The following is a 17300-nucleotide window of genomic DNA, read 5'->3' on the forward strand; positions in this document are numbered from 1 at the left end:
CGGTGGTGGTCAGGACGGGTGGCCGACGCGCGGCGGCGGCGCGTCGGGGTGCGGGACGGGCGCGGTGTCGACGTGCCCTTCGGCCGGGCTCGGCGCGAGCGGGCCGAGGAAGAGCACGACGCGGGCGGGCACCGGGCCGTGCTGGCGCATGACATGCCGCGCGCCCCGCCGGACGAAGCTCGCGTCCCCCGCGGCCAGCTCGACGGCGTGGCCGTCCACTTCGAGCGTCACGGCGCCCTCGACGACGAGCAGGTGCTCGTCGGACCACGGGTGGTAGTGCTCGCTGACGGCCTCGCCGACGTCCAGCACCGCTTCGGCCAGGAAACCGGCGCGGGTGCCGGCGGAGGTGGGGGTCAGCAGCGGGCGGATGTGACCGCCCTGGCGGCGGCCGGCCGGGACGTCCGCGGTGCGGATCCGGACGGGCGGGACGGGTTCGGGCACGGGTTCCTCCTGGGGTGTCGGGTCACGGGCGGACGAGCCGCAGGCCGGGGCGGGCGGCGAGCGCGGCCCGCACCACCCCGTCGAGGCCGTCTTCGAGGCGGACCACCGGGCGCCAGCCGGTGATGTCCACAAAGGACGACGGGTCGACGTCGACGTCCGCGAAGTCGCCCGGCGACGCGTAATCGGGTGGCGGCACGCGCTGGAGCGGCACGGCTGGCGTGCCGGTCCGGCGCGCGACCGTGGCGGCGATCAGCCGCAGCACGTCGCCGAGCGGGACGGCCTGCCCGGACCCGACCGGCCACGCACGGCCGTCGAGTGCTTCGGCGTGGCACACCGAAAGCCACAGGGCCGCCGCGACGTCGTCGACGTGCACCAGGTCCCGGCGCACCGACCCGTCGTGCCACAGCGTCAGCGGCTGCCCGGCGACCGCCCGCGCGGCCATCGCGGCGACCACGCCGGTGCCGGGCGAGCCGGCGCCCGCGCCGTACACCGTGGGCAGCCGCAGGACGACCCCGCGCACCGCCCCGGCCGCCGCGGCGCCGAGCAGGGCGTCTTCGACGGCCTGCTTCTGCCGGTCGTAACCGCCGCGGCTCGGCGAGGGGACGGTGCCGGCGGTCACCACCGTGACCGCGCGGCCGCCGACGACGTCGAGCAGGTCGAGCATCGGCTGCACGGTCGTCCGGTGCCCCTCGGGGTCGTCGTCGGCGACCCGCCAGGACCGGTCGTCGCTCATCCGCGCCACCAGGTGGACCACGACGTCGGCGTCGTGCGCCACGGCGGCCAGCTCGTCCTTGCGCGTGACGTCCGCGCGGACGACCCCGGGCACCGGGCGACGGCCCACCGCCCGGGTCCGGACACCGAGCGCGGCCAGCCGCGCCACCAGCGACGAGCCCAGGTACCCCGTGCCGCCCAGCACCACGACCAGCGGGTCGCGGGCGGTCACAGGATCCGCCGCAGCGCTTCGATCACGTCGTCCTGGCGGCGCTTGTCCAGGGAGGCGTACATCGGCAGCGAGAAGATTTCCGTGGCGAGCCGTTCGGTGACCGGCAGCGAGCCCCGCTCGTAGCCGAGGTGCGCGAACCCGCTCATGGTGTGCACCGGCCAGCGGTAGCTGACGTTCAGCTCGATGTCCTGCTTCGCCAGCTCGGCGAGGATCTCGTCGCGGCGCGGGTGGCGGACGACGTAGAGGTAGTAGACGTGCTCGTTGCCCGGGGTCACGGCCGGCAACGCCAGTTCGGTGTCCCCGAGTCCTTCGGCGTACCGGGCGGCGATCTCCCGGCGGGCGGCGACGTAGGAGTCGAGGCGGCGCAGCTTGCGCCGCAGGATCTCCGCCTGGACCGCGTCGAGCCGGGAGTTGTGCCCCGGCGTCCGGACGACGTAGTAGCGCTCGGCCATGCCGTAGTAGCGCAGCCGGCGCAGCGCCTCGTCGGTCGCGGCGTCCCGGGTGATCGTCGCGCCGCCGTCGCCGTAGGCGCCCAGGACCTTGGTGGGGTAGAAGGAGAACGCGGCCGCGTCGCCCATCGTCCCGGCGAGCCGGTCGTGCCGCCGTGCGCCGTGCGCCTGCGCGCAGTCCTCCAGCACCCGCAGGCCGTGCCGGGCGGCGACCGCGGTGACCGCGGCCATGTCCACGCACTGGCCGTAGAGGTGCACCGGGACGATCGCGCGGGTCCGCTCGGTGATCGCGGCCTCCAGCAGCGTGGTGTCCATCAGCTGGTCCTCGGCGCGGACGTCGACGAACCGCGGCACCGCGCCGGTCCCGTCGATCGCGACCACGGTCGGCGCGGCGGTGTTGGCCACCGTGATCACTTCGTCGCCCGGGCCGACGCCGAGTGCTTCCAGGCCGAGCTTGAGCGCGTTGGTGCCGTTGTCGACGCCGACGCAGTGGGCGACCCCGTGGTAGCCGGCGAATTCCGCTTCGAACCCCTCGACGCTCGGCCCGAGCACCAGCTGCCCCGAGCCGAAGACGGTCTCGACCGCGTCGAGGATGTCTTCGCGCTCGGTGGCGTATTCGCTCAGGTAGTCCCAAACCCGGATCGTCATGCGGTCTCCTCAACCGGTCGGGGGAGGCGGCCGCCGAGGGCCGCTTCGAGGGCGGTGCTGGTGGGGTGGTCCGGCAGCAGGCCGGCGGCTTCGAGCTCGGCGAGCGTCGGCGCGTCGCGGTCGCGGGCGGACAGGACCGGGGCTTCGCGCCCGAGCGGCCGCGGCAGCCGCAGGCCGATCCGGGGATCGTGGACCGACAGGGCGAGCTCGTCTTCCGGGACGTAGGTACCGGAGAGCAGGTAGGTCATGGTGGCGTCGTCGGACAGCGCGGCGAAGGCGTGCCCGACCCCGACGGGCAGGTAGACGGCCCGGCCGTGTTCGGCGTCGAGGCGCAGCACGTCCCAGACGCCGAACGTCGGCGAGCCGGTGCGCAGGTCCACGACGTAGTCGAGGACGCTGCCGTGCACGCACGAGACGTACTTGGCGACGCCGGGCGGCGTGCGCGTGAAGTGGATGCCGCGCACCACGCCCGCCCGCGACCGGCTCGTGCTCACCTGGGCGAGCGGGAAGAGCGGCCGTCCGGCGAACGCGCGGTGGTCGTATTCGTCGTAGGCGGTGCGGAACAGCCCGCGGCCGTCGCGGTACGTGGGCGGGGTGAACGTCCAGGCCCCGGCGACGGCGAGCGCGCGCCGGGTCCCGGGTGCGTCCGCGCTGGACGCGTCGACCGGCAGGGACAACGGGACTCCCGGGGGATGGGCGGGTCAGCTGACCCGGACGTCGGGCACGTAGGTGATCCAGCGGCCGCCGTGCTCCCGGAAGTCCGTTTCCCTGGCCATGATTTCCGCGGCGTGGTTCCAGGCGAACAGCAGCGCGTAGTCCGGGTAGGGCGCGTCGAACGCCGACGCCGGGGAGACCGGGATGTGCGTGCCCGGGGTGACCCGGCCCTGCTTCTCGGGGGTCGTGTCGTAGACGGTGGCGATCAGGTCGGGGCCGATGCCGCAGAAGTTCGTCACCGTGGCGCTCTTGGCGGTGGCGCCGTAGGCCGCGATCGTGTGCCCCTCCGTGCGCAGCCGGGTGAGGAGGGCGACCAGCTCCCGGGCGTTGTGCCGGACGGCGTCGGCGAACCCGGCCAGGGTGGCGGGGTCGTGCAGCCGTCGTTGCTCCTCTTCGGCGACGAGCTCGGCGACCGCGCCGCTCGCGGGCCGCTTTCCCGCGCGCGCCAACGTGTAGCGGACTTCGCCGCCGTGCACGGCGAGGCGTTCGACGTCGACGAGCGCCAGCCCGTGGCGGCGGGCCAGCTCGGCGACCGTGGTGGCGCTGAAGAGGAAGTAGTGTTCGTCGTAGATCTGGTCGAACGACGTCGTCGCGACGACGTCCCCGAGGTAGGGGTCTTCGAAGACGAAGATCCCGTCGTCGGTGAGCAGCTCGCCGACGCCGTCGAACACCGAGCCGATGTACGGGATGTGGCAGAGGGTGTTGGCCGCGTAGATGACGTCGGCCGGCCCGTGCTCGGCGGCGACGGCGGCCGCGGTCTCCTTCTCGAAGTAGGCGGTGAGCACCCGCACCCCGCGTTCCTCGGCGGTCCGGGCGATCCCACCGGAGGGTTCCACGCCGAGGTGCCGCACCCCGGCTTCGGCGATCGTCCCCAGCATGACGCCGTCGTTGCACCCCAGTTCCACGACGAACGGGTCGGCCTCACCGGCGAGTTCGGTGGCGAGCAGGTGCTTCGCCCAGTCCGAAAAGTGCGCGCGCATCACCGACGATCCCGATGAGCGGTACGGGTAGTGTTCGCCGAACATCCGCTCGCGCGGGACTTCTTCGAGCAGCTGCACCATCGCGCAGCCCGCGCACCGCCCGAGCCGCAGCCGGTGGAAGAACTCCTCGCCGGGGTCCGGGGGTGCGGGCGGGAAGACGTCGGACAACGGCTGGCTGCCGAGATCGAGCACGAGCTCGACGGAACTGCCGCAGACCCGGCACTGGGACATCGGGTTACCCCCTCGGGAAGTCGGATGCCGGGCAGCCTGGGGACGGCGGCTCGAGAAGTTCTCGAAGATCTCGACGATCGCTCGACGGCCGGCCGCGCAACCGCTGGAGCCGCACGTCACCGGCGCCGAGCACGGCCGGAGGGGTGACAGACCGGATCAACCGGACGGTGCCGGCGCCACTCAGTGGCAATTCGTCGCACAGTGTCGCTCAAATCGTTGCAGCGTGTTCACAACTGTCGATCAAAGCCAAGAGCAATGGTATGTGAGATAGGTCACAAAACCGGTTCAATCTGTCAGGGTCCTTATAACCGGAACTAGCATGATTTCGCCACCGGGGGACGGCATTCACGGTGAAGGACTCTCGACGCCTGTATCTGTCCGCACCCCGGTCCGTCCCGGTGCGAAAATATTCGGAGGTGTTGGGTGGATTTCACATTGCTCGGCGGCATGGAGATTCGATCCGACGAACGCGGGGGAATCCCATCGGCGCCGAAACAACGGCAAGTACTGGCCATGCTCCTGCTCAACGCCAACAAGGTGACCTACGTCGACGAGCTGTCCGACGAACTGTGGGGCGACCGGCCGCCCGTCAGCAGGCACACGACGCTGCAGACCTACGTCTACCAGCTGCGCCGCCGGCTCGAGAGCCCGTCGCGGCGGACCACGATCGTGACCCGGCCGCTCGGGTACATGCTGCAGGTGCCCGACGGCTCCATCGACGTGCTGGAGTTCCAGGCGAAGATCGAACAGGCCGCCCGGGTCCTCGAACCGGAGCCGGACGTGGCGGCGGAGCTGCTCGAAGGGGCGCTGAGCCTGTGGCGCGGCCCGGCGCTCGCCGACGTCGTCTGCGGGTCCGTGCTCACCGGGTACGTCACCCAGCTCGACGAGCTCCGGATATGTGCGACCGAGCTGCTGATCGAGGCCCGGATGAACACCGGGCACTACCGAGAGCTGGTCGCCGAGCTGAAGCGGCTGGTGCACACCTACCCGTTCCACGAGAACTTCCACGCCCAGCTCGTCCGCGCACTGTCGATGAGCGGGCGGCGGCAGGAGGCGATCGCGGCCTACCGCGCGGTCCGCTCGATGCTGCGTGCCGAACTCGGGATCGATCCCTCGCCGTGCCTGGACGACGCCCTGCAGCTCGCGCTCAACGGGCCGCGGCCGGTCGGCACCCCGGCGCTGCGCCAGGAGCGCTGCGGGTGACCCGCCGATGCTTCCGGAGCCCGTTCGTGGGTATACGGCTCCTGACACCGACGACACGGAGGCCGCCCCTTGGCGCACACGACGGAGCACAAACCCGCTGAGCGGCAGCGGGCCACGTCGTCCTGGCGGACCATCGCCTGGACCCTGCTGCTGGACGTGGCGTTGCCGTTCGCCTCCTACCTCGTCCTCCTGCTGTGGTTCGGTGTGCCGGAAGCGGCCGCGCTGGCCGCCGCCGGGGGTGTGGCGTTCCTGCGGGCGGTGGTGATCTGGGTGCGCGAGCGGCAGATCGGCGCGCTGTCGATCCTGCTCGTGGTCCGGTTCTTCCTCGGCGTGCTGGCCGCGCTGCTCACCGGGGACGCCCGGTTCGTGCTGGCGAAGGACTCCCTGGTGACGGCGGTGGTCGGGCTGAGCGTGCTGGCCAGCCTGGCGCTCGCCCGCCCCGCCATCTTCTACATCCGGCGCGGCCTGTCGCCGCGCAAGAACGCCTTCGACCGGCAGTGGCGGCAGGCGGCCGAGTTCCGGCGGCTGAACCGGCGGATGACCTGGGTGTGGGGCCTCGGCCTGCTCGGGGAGTCCACCCTGCGGATCGCCGTCATCTACCTGCTGCCCATCGGCGTCGCGGCCTTCCTGTCGCAGGCGATGGCGGCGCTGGCCATCGTGGTCCTCGTCGCCTGGACGCAGTGGCGGGGCCGGCGCAGCCCGGCCGACCCCGAGCAGTGAGCCTCGAGCCTGGCTCGAGCCGGGTAACAGGAACCTGACACTTGCGCCCGATTTTGCCATAGTGGGGCCATGACTACGGCGATCGAGGTCGACGGTCTCGGCAAGCGGTTCGGCGACACCCGGGCACTCGACGGGACGACGTTCGCCGCGCGCCGGGGGACGGTGCTCGGCGTGCTCGGCCCCAACGGCGCGGGCAAGACGACGGTGGTCCGGATCCTGAGCACGCTCATCCGGCCCGACACGGGCCGGGCCCGGGTGGAGGGGTGCGACGTCGTCGCCGACGCCCACCGCGTCCGCCGGATGATCGGCGTGACGGGCCAGTACGCCGGGGTCGACGAGAAGCTGACCGGGCTCGAGAACCTGGTGCTGATCGGCAAGCTCCTGGGCCTGTCCCGCGCGGCCGCGCGGGAGCGGGGCGGGGTGCTGCTCGACCGGTTCGGGCTGAGCGCGGCCGGCGGCCGGGTCGCGGGCGGCTACTCCGGGGGCATGCGGCGGCGGCTGGACCTCGCGGCCAGCCTGGTCGGCCGGCCCCGGGTGCTGTTCCTCGACGAACCGACCACCGGGCTGGACCCCGCCGCCCGCGGCGATCTCTGGCAGGTGGTCCGCGACCTCGTCGCCGACGGCACCACCGTGCTCCTGACGACCCAGTACATCGAGGAAGCCGACCGGCTCGCCGACGACGTCGTGGTCATCGACCGCGGGGTGGTCGTCGCCGGCGGCACCCCCGCCGAGCTGAAGGGCAGGCTGGGAACGTCGACGCTGGTGGTGCGGCCCAGGGATCCCGGCCACACGGGACGATTGCGGGAGGTGCTCACCGCGTTCGGGCACCCGGTCACCGAGGAGGACGGTGCGCTGGCCACGACGGCGGGCGACGACGACCTGCTGCCCGCGGTGGTCCGGCGGCTCGACGAGCGGGGCATCCCGGTCAGCGAACTCGCGTTGCGGCGCTCGACGCTGGACGAGGTCTTCCTCGCCATCACCCGCGCCGGGCGCGAGGCCGCTGTGGACGTCGTCCGATGACCGCCCTCGCCGAGCCGGCCGAGGTGGCCGGGCCCCGGCGCGTCCCGCCGCTCGCGGCCCTGCGCCAGTCGGGCACCTTCGCCTGGCGCAGCATCCTGCAGATCAAGCACAAACCGGCCGAACTGCTCGATCTTTCGGTGCAGCCGATCATGTTCACGCTGTTGTTCACCTACGTCTTCGGTGGCGCGATCGGCGGAACGCCACGAAATTATCTGCAATTCGCCCTCGGTGGGCTGATCGTGCAGAACGCCCTTTTCTTGTCCATTTACGCCGCCATCGGGCTGTCCACGGATCTCCAAAAAGGACTTTTCGACCGGTTCCGCAGCCTGCCCATCGCCCGCGGCGCCCCGCTCGCCGGCCGCGTGCTGGCCGACGTCGTCCGCCAGCTGTGGTCCCTGGTCGTCCTGCTGCTCGTCGGGGTCGTCCTCGGGTTCCGCCTGACCACCGGGCTGCCGGCGCTGCTCGCCGCCTTCGCGGTGCTCACCATGTTCACCGTCGCCTTCGCCTGGCTGCCGGTGTGGCTCGGCGTCCTGGCGCGCGACCCGGAGAAGGTGCAGGTGTTCGGGTTCGTCGTCGTCCTGCCGCTCACGTTCACCAGCAACGCCCTGGTGCCGACGGCCACGATGCCGGCCTGGCTGCGGTCCTGGGTGGACGTCAACCCGGTCACCCAGGTCAACGACACGCTGCGGGCGCTGCTGTCCGGCGGCCCCGTGGGTGGCCCGCTGGGCGGGGCGGTGCTGTGGTCGGCGCTGCTGGCGGCGGTGTTCGGCACGCTCAGCGTCGTCGCGCTGCGGACCCGCGGCTGAGCAAGCGCTTCCCTCCAGCGAGCCGTCCGAGAAACCTTCAGCCGTCGTCGAGGCGCTCCCGGCAGGCTGGGCCGGGAAAGCGTTGCCTAGCAAAGGAGTTCGCATGACGGACGGGTCCGGGCCGGACGGCCGGGTGTCCACATGAGCGAGCTTGCGACTGAATCATTCAACACTGCGCTTCCTGCTCGGGGCGCACCGAGCGTCGGCGAGGGGTGCGCATGAGCGAGCTTGCGAGTGAATCATTCAACACTGCGCTTCCCGCTCAGGGCGCACCGAGCGTCGGCGAGGTGTGCGCATGAGCGAGCTTGCGAGTGAATCATTCAACACTGCGCTTCCCGCTCAGGGCGCACCGAGCGTCGGCGAGGGGTGCGCATGAGCGAGCTTGCGAGTGAATCATTCAACACTGCGCTTCCCGCTCAGGGCGCACCGAGCGTCAGCGAGGGGTGCGCATGAGCGGACCGTTCACGCTCGCCCGCCCGCCGGAAACCCTGGTCTCCGGCGACCGCGGCATGCCCGCCGCGGTGGCCGGTTCGGCACTGGCGGCCGCGCCCGGCGGGGCCGGGCCGGTGCGCCGCTGGCTCGCCGAACGCGACCGGCTCTCGGCGATGACGGTGACCCGGGCGGACCTCGCCGGCCTGCGCGGCTGGCACGACGATCGCGTGCTCCGGCACCACACCGGCCGGTTCTTCACCGTGGAGGGCCTCGACGTGCGGGTGGAGGGCGCCGCGGTCACCCACTGGCGGCAGCCGATCATCTGTCAGTTCGAGGTCGGGGTGCTCGGCATCCTCGTCGCCCGGATCGACGGCGTGCTGCGGTTCCTCATGCAGGCCAAGATCGAGCCGGGCAACGCGCGCGGCCACCAGCTCTCGCCCACCGTGCAGGCGACGCGCAGCAACTACACCCGCGCCCACGGCGGCCGGTCCGTGCCCTACCTGCGTCACTTCGCCGACGCCCCGCCCGCCCGGGTCGTCGTCGACGTGCTGCAGTCGGAACAGGGCTCGTGGTTCCTGCGCAAGCGCAACCGCAACATGGTCGTCGAGGTCGACCCGGACATCGAGGTGCTGGACGGCTTCCGCTGGTGCACCCTCGCCGAGATCCACGCCGCGCTGGCGGTCGAGGACCTGGTCAACATGGACGCCCGGACCGTGCTGTCCTGCCTGCCGCTGCACGGCCCGGGGTGCGCGGACCGGCTGGACGTCACGGCGGCCGGGTTCACCGGTGCCCTGGTCCGGTCGATGGCCGGGACGCACGGCGGCGTCCACCACCTGGAGGAGGTCCTCGGCGCGGTCACCGCCGCCCGCGCCGAAACCGCGGTGACCGCCCGGCGGGTGCCGCTGGCCGAGGTGTCCGGCTGGCACCGCCGCGACGGCGCGATCGTGCACGAGAGCGGCGCCTTCTTCGAGGTGCTGGGCGTCGACGTCAAGGCCGAGGGCCGGGAGGTCGCCGAGTGGTCGCAGCCGATGTTCGCCGCGCGCGGCACCGGGCTGGTGTGCTTCCTGGCGAAGGACTTCGACGGCGTGCTGCACGTCCTGGTGCAACTGCGCCGCGAACCGGGCTTCCTCGACTCCGTGGAGCTCGCCCCGACCGTGCAGTGCACGCCGCGGACGTACACCCGGAACCCGCCGTCGGCCCGGCCGCCGTTCCTCGACGTCGTGCTGGCCGCCGAGCCGGCCGCGTTCCGCTTCGACACGGTGATGTCCGAAGAGGGCGGCCGGTTCCACCACACCCGGACCCGCTACGCGGTGCTCGAGGCCCCGGACGCCACCGAACGCCCCGGCTTCCGCTGGATGACCGTCGACCAGCTCGCCGGCCTGCTGCGGCACAGCCACTACGTCGACGTCCAGGCCCGCAGCCTGGTGCCCTGCCTGCAGGCGCTGGCCTGCGGCCCCGCCGCGCGAGGAGCGTCATGACCGACGAGAGGGAGGAATCCGTGCACCGACGCGTCGCCATCACCGGACTGGGCGTGGTCGCACCCGGGGGGACCGGCGCCGCGGCGTTCTGGGACCTGATCACCGCGGGCCGCACCGCCACCCGGACCATCAGCTTCTTCGACCCCGCGCCGTTCCGGTCGCGGGTGGCCGCCGAATGCGACTTCGACCCGCTTGCGCACGGGTTCACCCCCGAGGAGGCGGACCGGCTCGACCGGAGCACCCAGCTCGCCCTGGTTGCGGCGCGCGAAGCCCTCGCCGACTCGGGCACCGCGCCGGGGGAGGACGCGCACCGCTGGGGCGTCACCGTCGGCAGCGCCGTCGGCTGCACCATGGGCCTCGACCGCGAGTACGCCGTCGTCAGCGACCGGGGCCGGCACTGGGAGGTCGACGGCGCCCGCGCGGTCGGCCACCTCTTCGACTACTTCGTCCCGAGTTCGATCTCGGCGGAGGTCGCGCGCCGGTTCGGCGTGGGCGGCCCGGTCGCGATGGTTTCGGCCGGGTGCACGTCCGGGCTGGACTCGGTCGGGTACGCGGCGGCGCTGGTCGCCGAAGGCTCGGCCGAGGTGATGCTCGCCGGCGCCACCGACGCCCCGATCTCGCCGATCACCGTGGCCTGCTTCGACGCGATCAAGGCCACCACCGCCCGCAACGACGACCCGGCGACCGCGTCCCGCCCGTTCGACCGCACCCGCGACGGGTTCGTGCTCGGCGAAGGCGCCGCGATGTTCGTGCTCGAGGAACTGGACGCGGCGCGGCGGCGGGGCGCCCGGATCTACGCCGAGATCGGCGGCTATGCCGCGCGCTGCAACGCCTTCCACATGACCGGCCTGCGCCCGGACGGCCGCGAGATGGCGGCGGCGATCGACGCCGCGCTCGGCGAGGCGAAGCTCGCGCCCGAAGACGTCGGCTACGTCAACGCGCACGGCTCGGGCACCCGGCAGAACGACGTGCACGAAACGGCGGCGGTCAAGAGGAGCCTCGGCGAGCACGCCCGCCGGACGCCGATGAGCTCGATCAAGTCGATGATCGGGCACTCGCTCGGCGCCATCGGCGCGATCGAGCTGGCCGCCTCCGCGCTCGCCATCGACCGCGGGGTCGTCCCGCCGACGGCGAACCTGCGTGAAGCCGATCCCGCGTGCGACCTCGACTACGTGCCGGTCACCGCGCGGGAGGCCCGGGTCGACGTCGTCCTCAGCGTCGGCAGCGGGTTCGGGGGCTTCCAGAGCGCGGTCGTGCTCGCCAGGCCGGAACGGCTGGGCCGGTGAGCGCGGCGATCGTCACCGGCCTGGGCGTGCTCGCCCCGAACGGCGCCGGCACCGAGGAGTACTGGAAGGCGACGCTGGCCGGCTGCACCGGGATCGGGCCGGTGACCCGGTTCGACGCCTCGGGCTACGCCGGCGGGCTGGCCGGCGAGATCGGGTTCGACCCCGGCGAACTGCTGCCGCGCCGGCTGCTGCCGCAGACCGACCGGATGACGCGCCTGGCGCTGGTCGCCGCGGACCGGGCGCTGGCCGACGCCGGGATCGCCCCGGCCGACCGGCCGGAGTACGCGATGAGCGTCGCCACGGCCAGCTCGTCCGGCGGCTTCGAGTTCGGCCAGCGGGAACTGCAGCGGCTGTGGGCCGACGGGCCCGAGCACGTCAGCGCCTACCAGTCGTTCGCGTGGTTCTACGCGGTCAACACCGGGCAGATCTCGATCCGCCACGGCATGCGCGGCGCGAGCGGCGTGGTGGTCACCGAGCAGGCGGGCGGCCTCGACGTGCTCGGCCAGTCGCGGCGGCTGCTGCGCCGGGGGAGCGAGCTCGTCGTGACGGGTGCGGTCGACGCGTCGCTCTGCCCGTGGGGCTGGGTCGCGCAGCTGGCCAGTGGCCGGATCAGCACCGAAACCCGGCCGGAGCACGCGTACCTGCCGTTTTCCGCGAACGCGAGCGGCTTCGTGCCCGGCGAGGGCGGGGCGCTGCTGGTCGTCGAGGACGAAGCCGTCGCCCGGGACCGCGGTGCGCCGGGTTACGGCCGGATCGCCGGCTACTGCGCCACCTTCGACCTCCCCGGGCGGCCCGGCCTGGACCGGGCGATCCGCGGCGCCCTCGCCGACGCCGGTGTCACCCCCGCGGAGATCGGGGTGGTCTACGCCGACGCGGCCGGCGTGCCCGAGCTCGACGCGCAGGAAGCCGCGGCCCTGGGCGCGGTGTTCGGGCGGCACGCCGTCCCGGTCACCGCGCCCAAGACGATGACCGGGCGGCTCTCCTCCGGCGGCGGGGCGCTCGACGTCGCGACCGCGCTGCTGGGGCTGCGCGACGACGTGATCCCGCCGACGGTGAACGTCTCCGCGCCCGATCCCGCCTACGGCCTCGACCTCGTCGTGGGCGAGCCGCGCCCGGCCGTCGTCCCCGCCGCGCTCGTCCTCGCCCGCGGGCAGGGCGGGTACAACTCGGCGGTCGTCGTCACCCCCGTCCGATCGTCCGAAGAGGAGCCACCATGCTGACCGGAAGCGAACTGCGGGACCTGATCGTCGAAGCGGGCGGCGACGCCGACGGCGCGGCGGACCCCGACGAGTTCCTGGAAACGGGGTTCGACGACCTCGGCTACGACTCGCTGGCGCTGCTGCAGGCCGAAGCCCTGCTGCGCGCGCGGTACGGCGTCGTGCTGCCCGAGGGGACGACCGCCGGGCTCGGCTGTCCCCGCGATCTGCTGGCGGAGGTCAACGCCCGGCTCGTGCTCGGCTGAACTTTTTCCCGCGTTCTCAGGATCCTGCCAGCCGGAGGTGGCTAGCTTGGCGTGGCCGGGAACGGAACCGCCGTTCTCCCCGAGCGGGGTGAGGTTCGCGCCATCGACGTCCAGGAACGGGAAGCCGTCCGCCGCGGATCGCGGGCCGCCGCCGCGGGGGAGGCGCTGACCGGGTGGCTGACCCGGCCGCTCGCGTCGTTCCACCTCGTGCTGGCGCTGACCGGGATCCTCGCGCTCGTCGGCGTGGTGATGGTGCTGAGCGCGTCGTCGGTCTCGTCCTACGACCCGCGCACCGGCGGCGGCCAGTACGACCTGTTCGCCAAGCACGTCACCTACCTGGGCCTCGGGGCCGGGGTGTTCTGGCTCGGCCTTCGCCTGCCGCTCGAGCGGATCCGGGCGATGGCGGGCAAGGCGATGGCCGCGGCGCTCGGCATGCTGGTCCTCGTGCTCACCCCGCTGGGCTCGGCCGGCGGCGGGGCCCAGCGCTGGTTCGTCGTGGCCGGCCAGTCGGTCCAGCCGATCGAGTTCGCGAAGCTCGCCCTGGTGCTCTGGGGCGCGCACGTCCTGGTGGCCAAGGAACGCCTCCTGCACCGCCGGCGGCACCTGCTGGTGCCGGTGGTCCCGGTGACGCTGCTGATGTTCGCGCTGGTGATGGCCCAGCCGAACCTCAGCGGCACGATCACCCTCGGCGTGGTCATGCTGGGCCTGCTGTGGTTCGCGGGCATCCCCGGGCGGCTGTTCGCGGCCCTGGTGTCCGGGGCGGCCGCCGGTTTCGCGGTGCTGGCGCTGAGCGCGGACTACCGGCTGACCCGGGTCCTGTCGTTCCTGTCGGACGCGGACGGCTCGTACCAGACGACCCAGGCGCTCTACGCCCTCGCCGACGGCGGGGTGTTCGGCCGGGGGCTCGGCCGGGGCAGCGCGAACTGGGGGTACCTGCCCGGCGTGGAGAACGACTTCATCTTCGCGCTCGTCGGGGAGGAGCTGGGCTTCGTGGGCTGCATCGCGGTGATCGCGCTGTACGCGGGCGTCGCGATCGTGGGGACGCGGATCGCGCGGCGGGTCCGTGATCCGTGGGCGCGGCTGGTGGCGGGCACGCTCACGCTGCTGGTGGTCGCGCAGGCCGCGATCAACATCGGGTACGTGGTCGGCCTGCTGCCGGTGACGGGGGTGACGCTGCCGCTGATCTCCTACGGCGGGTCGTCGCTGCTGGTCACCTTGGGCATGTTCGGGATACTCGCCAACTGTGCCCGCACCGAACCGGCGGCGGTGACGGCGCTCAGTCCTTGACCGCCCCCGCCGCCAGCCCGGTGCGCCAGAACCGCTGCAGCGCCAGGAAAGCCAGGATCAACGGGATGATCGACAGCAGCGACCCGGTGACCACGATCGCCTTCAGGTCCGGGTCCCGGGTGATCTGGGTGTTCAACGTGTACAGCCCGAGCGTCACCGGGTACAGCCGGTCGCTGGTCAGCATTACCAGGGGGAGCAGGAAGTTGTTCCAGATCGCGACGAACTGGAACAGGAAGATGGTGATCAGCGCCGGGGCCATCAGGCGCAGGCTGACGGTGTAGAACATGCGCACGTCGCCCGCGCCGTCGATGCGCCCGGCCTCCAGGAGCTCGTCCGGGACCGACGCCGCCGCGTAGACGCGGGCGAGGTAGACGCCGAACGGGCTGATCGTGCTCGGCAGCAGCACCGACCACACCGTGTTCGTCATCCCGGCTCCCGCCAGCATCAGGAACAGCGGCACCGCGAGCGCGGTCGGCGGGACCAGCACCCCGGCGAGGATCGTGGAGAACGTCAGCGAACGCCCGCGGAAGGTGAACTTGGCGAGCGCGTAGCCCGCCATCGCCGACAGCAGCGTGGCTGCCGCCGCGCCCACCACCGAGTACACCGCGCTGTTGGCCAGCCACCGCAGGTAGAGGCCGTCGCCGAAGGTCACCGTGTCGTGCAGGTTGGTGCCGAGGTGGTTGCCGGAGAACCAGAGGCCGAACGTCGTCGACAGGTCGGACGCGGACTTCGTGGCGGAGATCGCCAGCCAGGCCACCGGCAGCAGGAAGTACACCGCGGCGACGAACATCGCCGTGGTCACGACGGCGGAAGAACGGCTGGTCACAGGGCGGCCCTCGCACGGGTGATCCGGAAGAACAGCCACGACAGGACCGCGATGAGCAGCGTGACGAGCACGCTCATCGCGGCGCCGAGGCCGTAGTTCTGGGCGGAAATCTGGGCGTAGGCGGCCATCGACGGCGTGTAGGACGACGAGACCGCGCTCGACACGCCCGCCATCACCTGCGGTTCGGTGAACAGCTGGAACGTGCCGATGATGGAGAACACCCCGGTCAGCACCAGCGACGGCGCGATGACCGGCACCTTGATCCGCCACGCGATCGTCCAGCCGGACGCGCCGTCGAGCCGGGCCGCTTCGTAGAGCTGAGGCGGGATCGCCTGCAGCGACGAGTAGAGGATCAGCATGTTGTACCCGGTGAAGGTCCAGGTGACGATGTTCGCGATCGAGTACAGGATCACGTTGCCCGACAACAGGTCCGGGTGGATCCCCAGCGGGTCGAGCAGCTGGTTGACCGGTGAGAGGTTGGGGGCGTAGAAGAAGCCCCACATCACCGCCGCGATCACGCCGGGCACCGCGTACGGCAGGAAGAACGCGAGCCGGAAGAACCGCCGCAGCCGCACCACCGCCGAGTCCAGGGCCAGCGCCAGCAGCAGCGCGAGGCCGAGCATCACCGGGATCTGGATCACCCCGAACAGCAGCACCCGCCCGACCGAGCCGGTGAACCCGGCGTCGCCGAGGGCCGCGGTGTAGTTGCCCAGGCCGGCGAACACCTCGACGGGGCGGCCGTAGGTGGAGGCCCGGGTGACGGCGGTGAAGCTCTTCACCACGGCCACGACGATCGGGGCCACGTAGAACACCGCGAACCCGAGCAGGAACGGGGCGAGCAGCAGCCACGCGGCGCGGGCGTTGCCGTTCGCCCGCCGCCGGCGCGCCACCCGGGGGCGGGCGGGCGCGCCGGCGACGGTCTGGGACGCTGCGACAACCATCGTCGTCCTTACTTCGCCACGGGAATGGACTGGCGTTGCAGGTCGGTGATCGTCGCGGCGCCGGCCTCGGTGAGGGCCTTGCCGAGCGTGCCGTTGCCGGCGAGCGCGGCGCCGAACCCGTCGCGGACGTGGGCGTAGGTCTGCTCCATCGACGGCCCCCAGGTGAAGTCCTGGCTGACGCCCTTGCCCGCCTCGCGGAACACCGCGTCGACGTCCTGGCCGCCGAAGAACTGCGTGTTCTCCGGCGACGCCTTCGCTGACTCCTGGGCGGAGACGGTCGCCGGGTAGATGCCGCCCTGGGCGGTCAGGATGGCCAGCGCCTGCGGGTCGCTGTTGAGCCACAGGGCGAACTGCGCCGCTTCGGCGGGGTGCTTCGTCCCGGCGAACACCGCGGTGGTCGAGCCACCCCAGTTGCCGGAGCGCTGCTCGCCCTTGGTCCACTGCGGCAGCGGCGCCACGGCCCACTTCCCGGCGGTCGAGGGCGCGGCCTTCGCGATCGTGCCGACGCCCCAGACGGCCCCGGTCCAGGTGGCGATCTGCCCGGAGTCGAGCGCCTTGTTCCACGATTCGGAGAAGCCCTGGTAGTTCGAGACCAGGCCCTGCGAAAGCAGGTTCTGCCAGTAGTCGGCGACCTTGGTGGACGCGGGATCGGTCAGGTTCACCTTCCACTGCTGCCCGTCCTGGGTGAACCAGTGCCCGCCCGCCTGCCAGACCAGGCCGGCGAACCAGTTGACGTCCTTCTGCGGGAAGTGCGTGATCGTGAGGTTCGGGTCGGCGGCGTGCAGCGTCTTGGCAGCCTGGGCGTACTCGTCCCAGGTGGTCGGCACCGGCACCTGGTACTTCTCGAACAGGTCCTTGCGGTAGAACAGGCCCATCGGCCCGGTGTCCTGCGGGATGGCGAAGACGCCGTCGCCGCCGACGGAGGCCTGCGCCCACGTCCAGTCCACGAACTTCGGCTTGGCGTCCGCGACGCCGGGGCAGGCCGAGATGTCCCGCAGGCCCTGCTGGACGCGGAAACCGGGGAGGGAGTCGAACTCGACCTGCCCGAGGTCCGGCGCCTGGTTCGCCTTGAGCGCGGTGAACATCTTGTTGTAGGTGCCCTGGTTGCCCTGGGGCGTCTGCTCGACGGTGACGTGGATGTCGGGGTGCCCCTGGTTCCACAGGGCGACGGCCTGGTCGATGCCGGGCAGCCAGGACCAGAACGAAAGCTCGACCTTGCCCCCGGCGGGTGCGCAGCCGGCCGCGGCGGCGGGCGCGGCGGAGTCGGCGCTGCCGCAGCCCGCCAGCACGAGCGAGGCGGCGGCCAGTGCGGCACCCAGCCGGCGGAGCCGTTTCGTCGGGGCAGAGGTACGCGTCATTGCGTTCGGTCCTTTCGCGGGGCGGCGTCGGCTCGGGGCCGAGGAGTGCTCGGGAACGTTCCCGGGAATGTTCCC

The 17300-nt window shown here is 72.5% G+C and carries 16 protein-coding genes and 1 pseudogene; 9 read left to right on the forward strand and 8 right to left on the reverse strand.

Features of this window, described 5'->3' with window-relative positions; all coding sequences use genetic code 11:
* Positions 1–9: 9 nt before the first annotated feature.
* Genes ACWED2_RS35005 through ACWED2_RS35025 form a run of 5 tightly spaced genes read right to left on the reverse strand, consistent with a single transcriptional unit; the run spans position 10 to position 4406 of the window.
* Positions 10–441, reverse strand: coding sequence for a cupin domain-containing protein (locus ACWED2_RS35005; RefSeq protein WP_449694794.1), 432 nt, complete (start codon positions 439–441; stop codon positions 10–12).
* Between the two features lie 22 nt (positions 442–463).
* Positions 464–1384 carry an NAD-dependent epimerase/dehydratase family protein gene (locus ACWED2_RS35010; RefSeq protein ID WP_449694795.1) on the reverse strand — a complete coding sequence of 307 codons (921 nt, stop codon included), beginning with the start codon at positions 1382–1384 and terminating at the stop codon, positions 464–466.
* A complete protein-coding gene (locus tag ACWED2_RS35015; protein ID WP_449694796.1) occupies positions 1381–2481 on the reverse strand; it encodes a DegT/DnrJ/EryC1/StrS family aminotransferase in 1101 nt (366 codons plus the stop codon). Before ACWED2_RS35015 ends, ACWED2_RS35010 begins: the two co-directional genes overlap by 4 nt.
* Positions 2478–3158: a dTDP-4-dehydrorhamnose 3,5-epimerase family protein gene (locus ACWED2_RS35020; RefSeq protein WP_449694797.1), complete on the reverse strand. Its 681-nt coding sequence runs from the start codon at positions 3156–3158 to the stop codon at positions 2478–2480. Before ACWED2_RS35020 ends, ACWED2_RS35015 begins: the two co-directional genes overlap by 4 nt.
* 24 nt (positions 3159–3182) lie before the next feature.
* Complete coding sequence (locus ACWED2_RS35025; RefSeq protein ID WP_449694798.1) at positions 3183–4406, reverse strand: methyltransferase domain-containing protein; 1224 nt, start codon at positions 4404–4406, stop codon at positions 3183–3185.
* A 423-nt stretch (positions 4407–4829) separates the two neighbouring features.
* On the opposite strand from ACWED2_RS35025, the gene ACWED2_RS35030 reads away from it, so the two are divergent.
* The 9 genes and pseudogenes from ACWED2_RS35030 to ACWED2_RS35070 form a co-directional block, all read left to right on the forward strand.
* Entirely contained in the window at positions 4830–5609 is a 780-nt protein-coding gene (locus ACWED2_RS35030) for an AfsR/SARP family transcriptional regulator (protein WP_449694799.1), read from the forward strand.
* 69 nt (positions 5610–5678) lie between these two features.
* On the forward strand, positions 5679–6329 hold the full coding sequence (locus ACWED2_RS35035; protein ID WP_449694800.1) for a VC0807 family protein: 651 nt from the start codon (positions 5679–5681) through the stop codon (positions 6327–6329).
* A gap of 69 nt (positions 6330–6398) precedes the next feature.
* Positions 6399–7349, forward strand: a complete 951-nt coding sequence (locus ACWED2_RS35040) for an ATP-binding cassette domain-containing protein (RefSeq protein WP_449694801.1) — start codon at positions 6399–6401, stop codon at positions 7347–7349.
* The gene (locus tag ACWED2_RS35045; RefSeq protein WP_449694802.1) at positions 7346–8155 is read left to right on the forward strand and encodes an ABC transporter permease; all 810 of its coding nucleotides are present in this window, start codon (positions 7346–7348) and stop codon (positions 8153–8155) included. The genes ACWED2_RS35040 and ACWED2_RS35045 overlap by 4 nt, the downstream gene beginning before the upstream one ends.
* Positions 8156–8604: 449 nt before the next feature.
* A complete protein-coding gene (locus ACWED2_RS35050) occupies positions 8605–10065 on the forward strand; it encodes an NDP-hexose 2,3-dehydratase family protein (protein ID WP_449694803.1) in 1461 nt (486 codons plus the stop codon).
* Positions 10062–11351, forward strand: coding sequence for a beta-ketoacyl-[acyl-carrier-protein] synthase family protein (locus ACWED2_RS35055; protein WP_449694804.1), 1290 nt, complete (start codon positions 10062–10064; stop codon positions 11349–11351). Before ACWED2_RS35050 ends, ACWED2_RS35055 begins: the two co-directional genes overlap by 4 nt.
* Positions 11348–12571 carry a ketosynthase chain-length factor gene (locus tag ACWED2_RS35060; protein WP_449694805.1) on the forward strand — a complete coding sequence of 408 codons (1224 nt, stop codon included), beginning with the start codon at positions 11348–11350 and terminating at the stop codon, positions 12569–12571. Before ACWED2_RS35055 ends, ACWED2_RS35060 begins: the two co-directional genes overlap by 4 nt.
* The gene (locus ACWED2_RS35065; RefSeq protein WP_449694806.1) at positions 12565–12813 is read left to right on the forward strand and encodes a phosphopantetheine-binding protein; all 249 of its coding nucleotides are present in this window, start codon (positions 12565–12567) and stop codon (positions 12811–12813) included. Before ACWED2_RS35060 ends, ACWED2_RS35065 begins: the two co-directional genes overlap by 7 nt.
* Before the next feature lie 102 nt (positions 12814–12915).
* Positions 12916–14091 (forward strand): annotated as a pseudogene (locus ACWED2_RS35070) (FtsW/RodA/SpoVE family cell cycle protein); the annotation flags it as partial.
* On the opposite strand, the gene ACWED2_RS35075 reads toward ACWED2_RS35070, so the two are convergent.
* From ACWED2_RS35075 to ACWED2_RS35085, 3 genes are read right to left on the reverse strand one after another with little or no spacing between them, the layout of a single operon-like run.
* Positions 14090–14890, reverse strand: a complete 801-nt coding sequence (locus ACWED2_RS35075) for a carbohydrate ABC transporter permease (RefSeq protein ID WP_449694845.1) — start codon at positions 14888–14890, stop codon at positions 14090–14092. The pseudogene ACWED2_RS35070 and the gene ACWED2_RS35075 overlap by 2 nt on opposite strands.
* 32 nt (positions 14891–14922) lie before the next feature.
* On the reverse strand, positions 14923–15867 hold the full coding sequence (locus tag ACWED2_RS35080) for a carbohydrate ABC transporter permease (protein WP_449694807.1): 945 nt from the start codon (positions 15865–15867) through the stop codon (positions 14923–14925).
* Positions 15868–15875: 8 nt separating this feature from the next.
* Entirely contained in the window at positions 15876–17225 is a 1350-nt protein-coding gene (locus ACWED2_RS35085) for an ABC transporter substrate-binding protein (protein WP_449694808.1), read from the reverse strand.
* Positions 17226–17300: the final 75 nt, after the last annotated feature.

It is taken from the genome of Amycolatopsis sp. NPDC005003, from assembly GCF_053600695.1.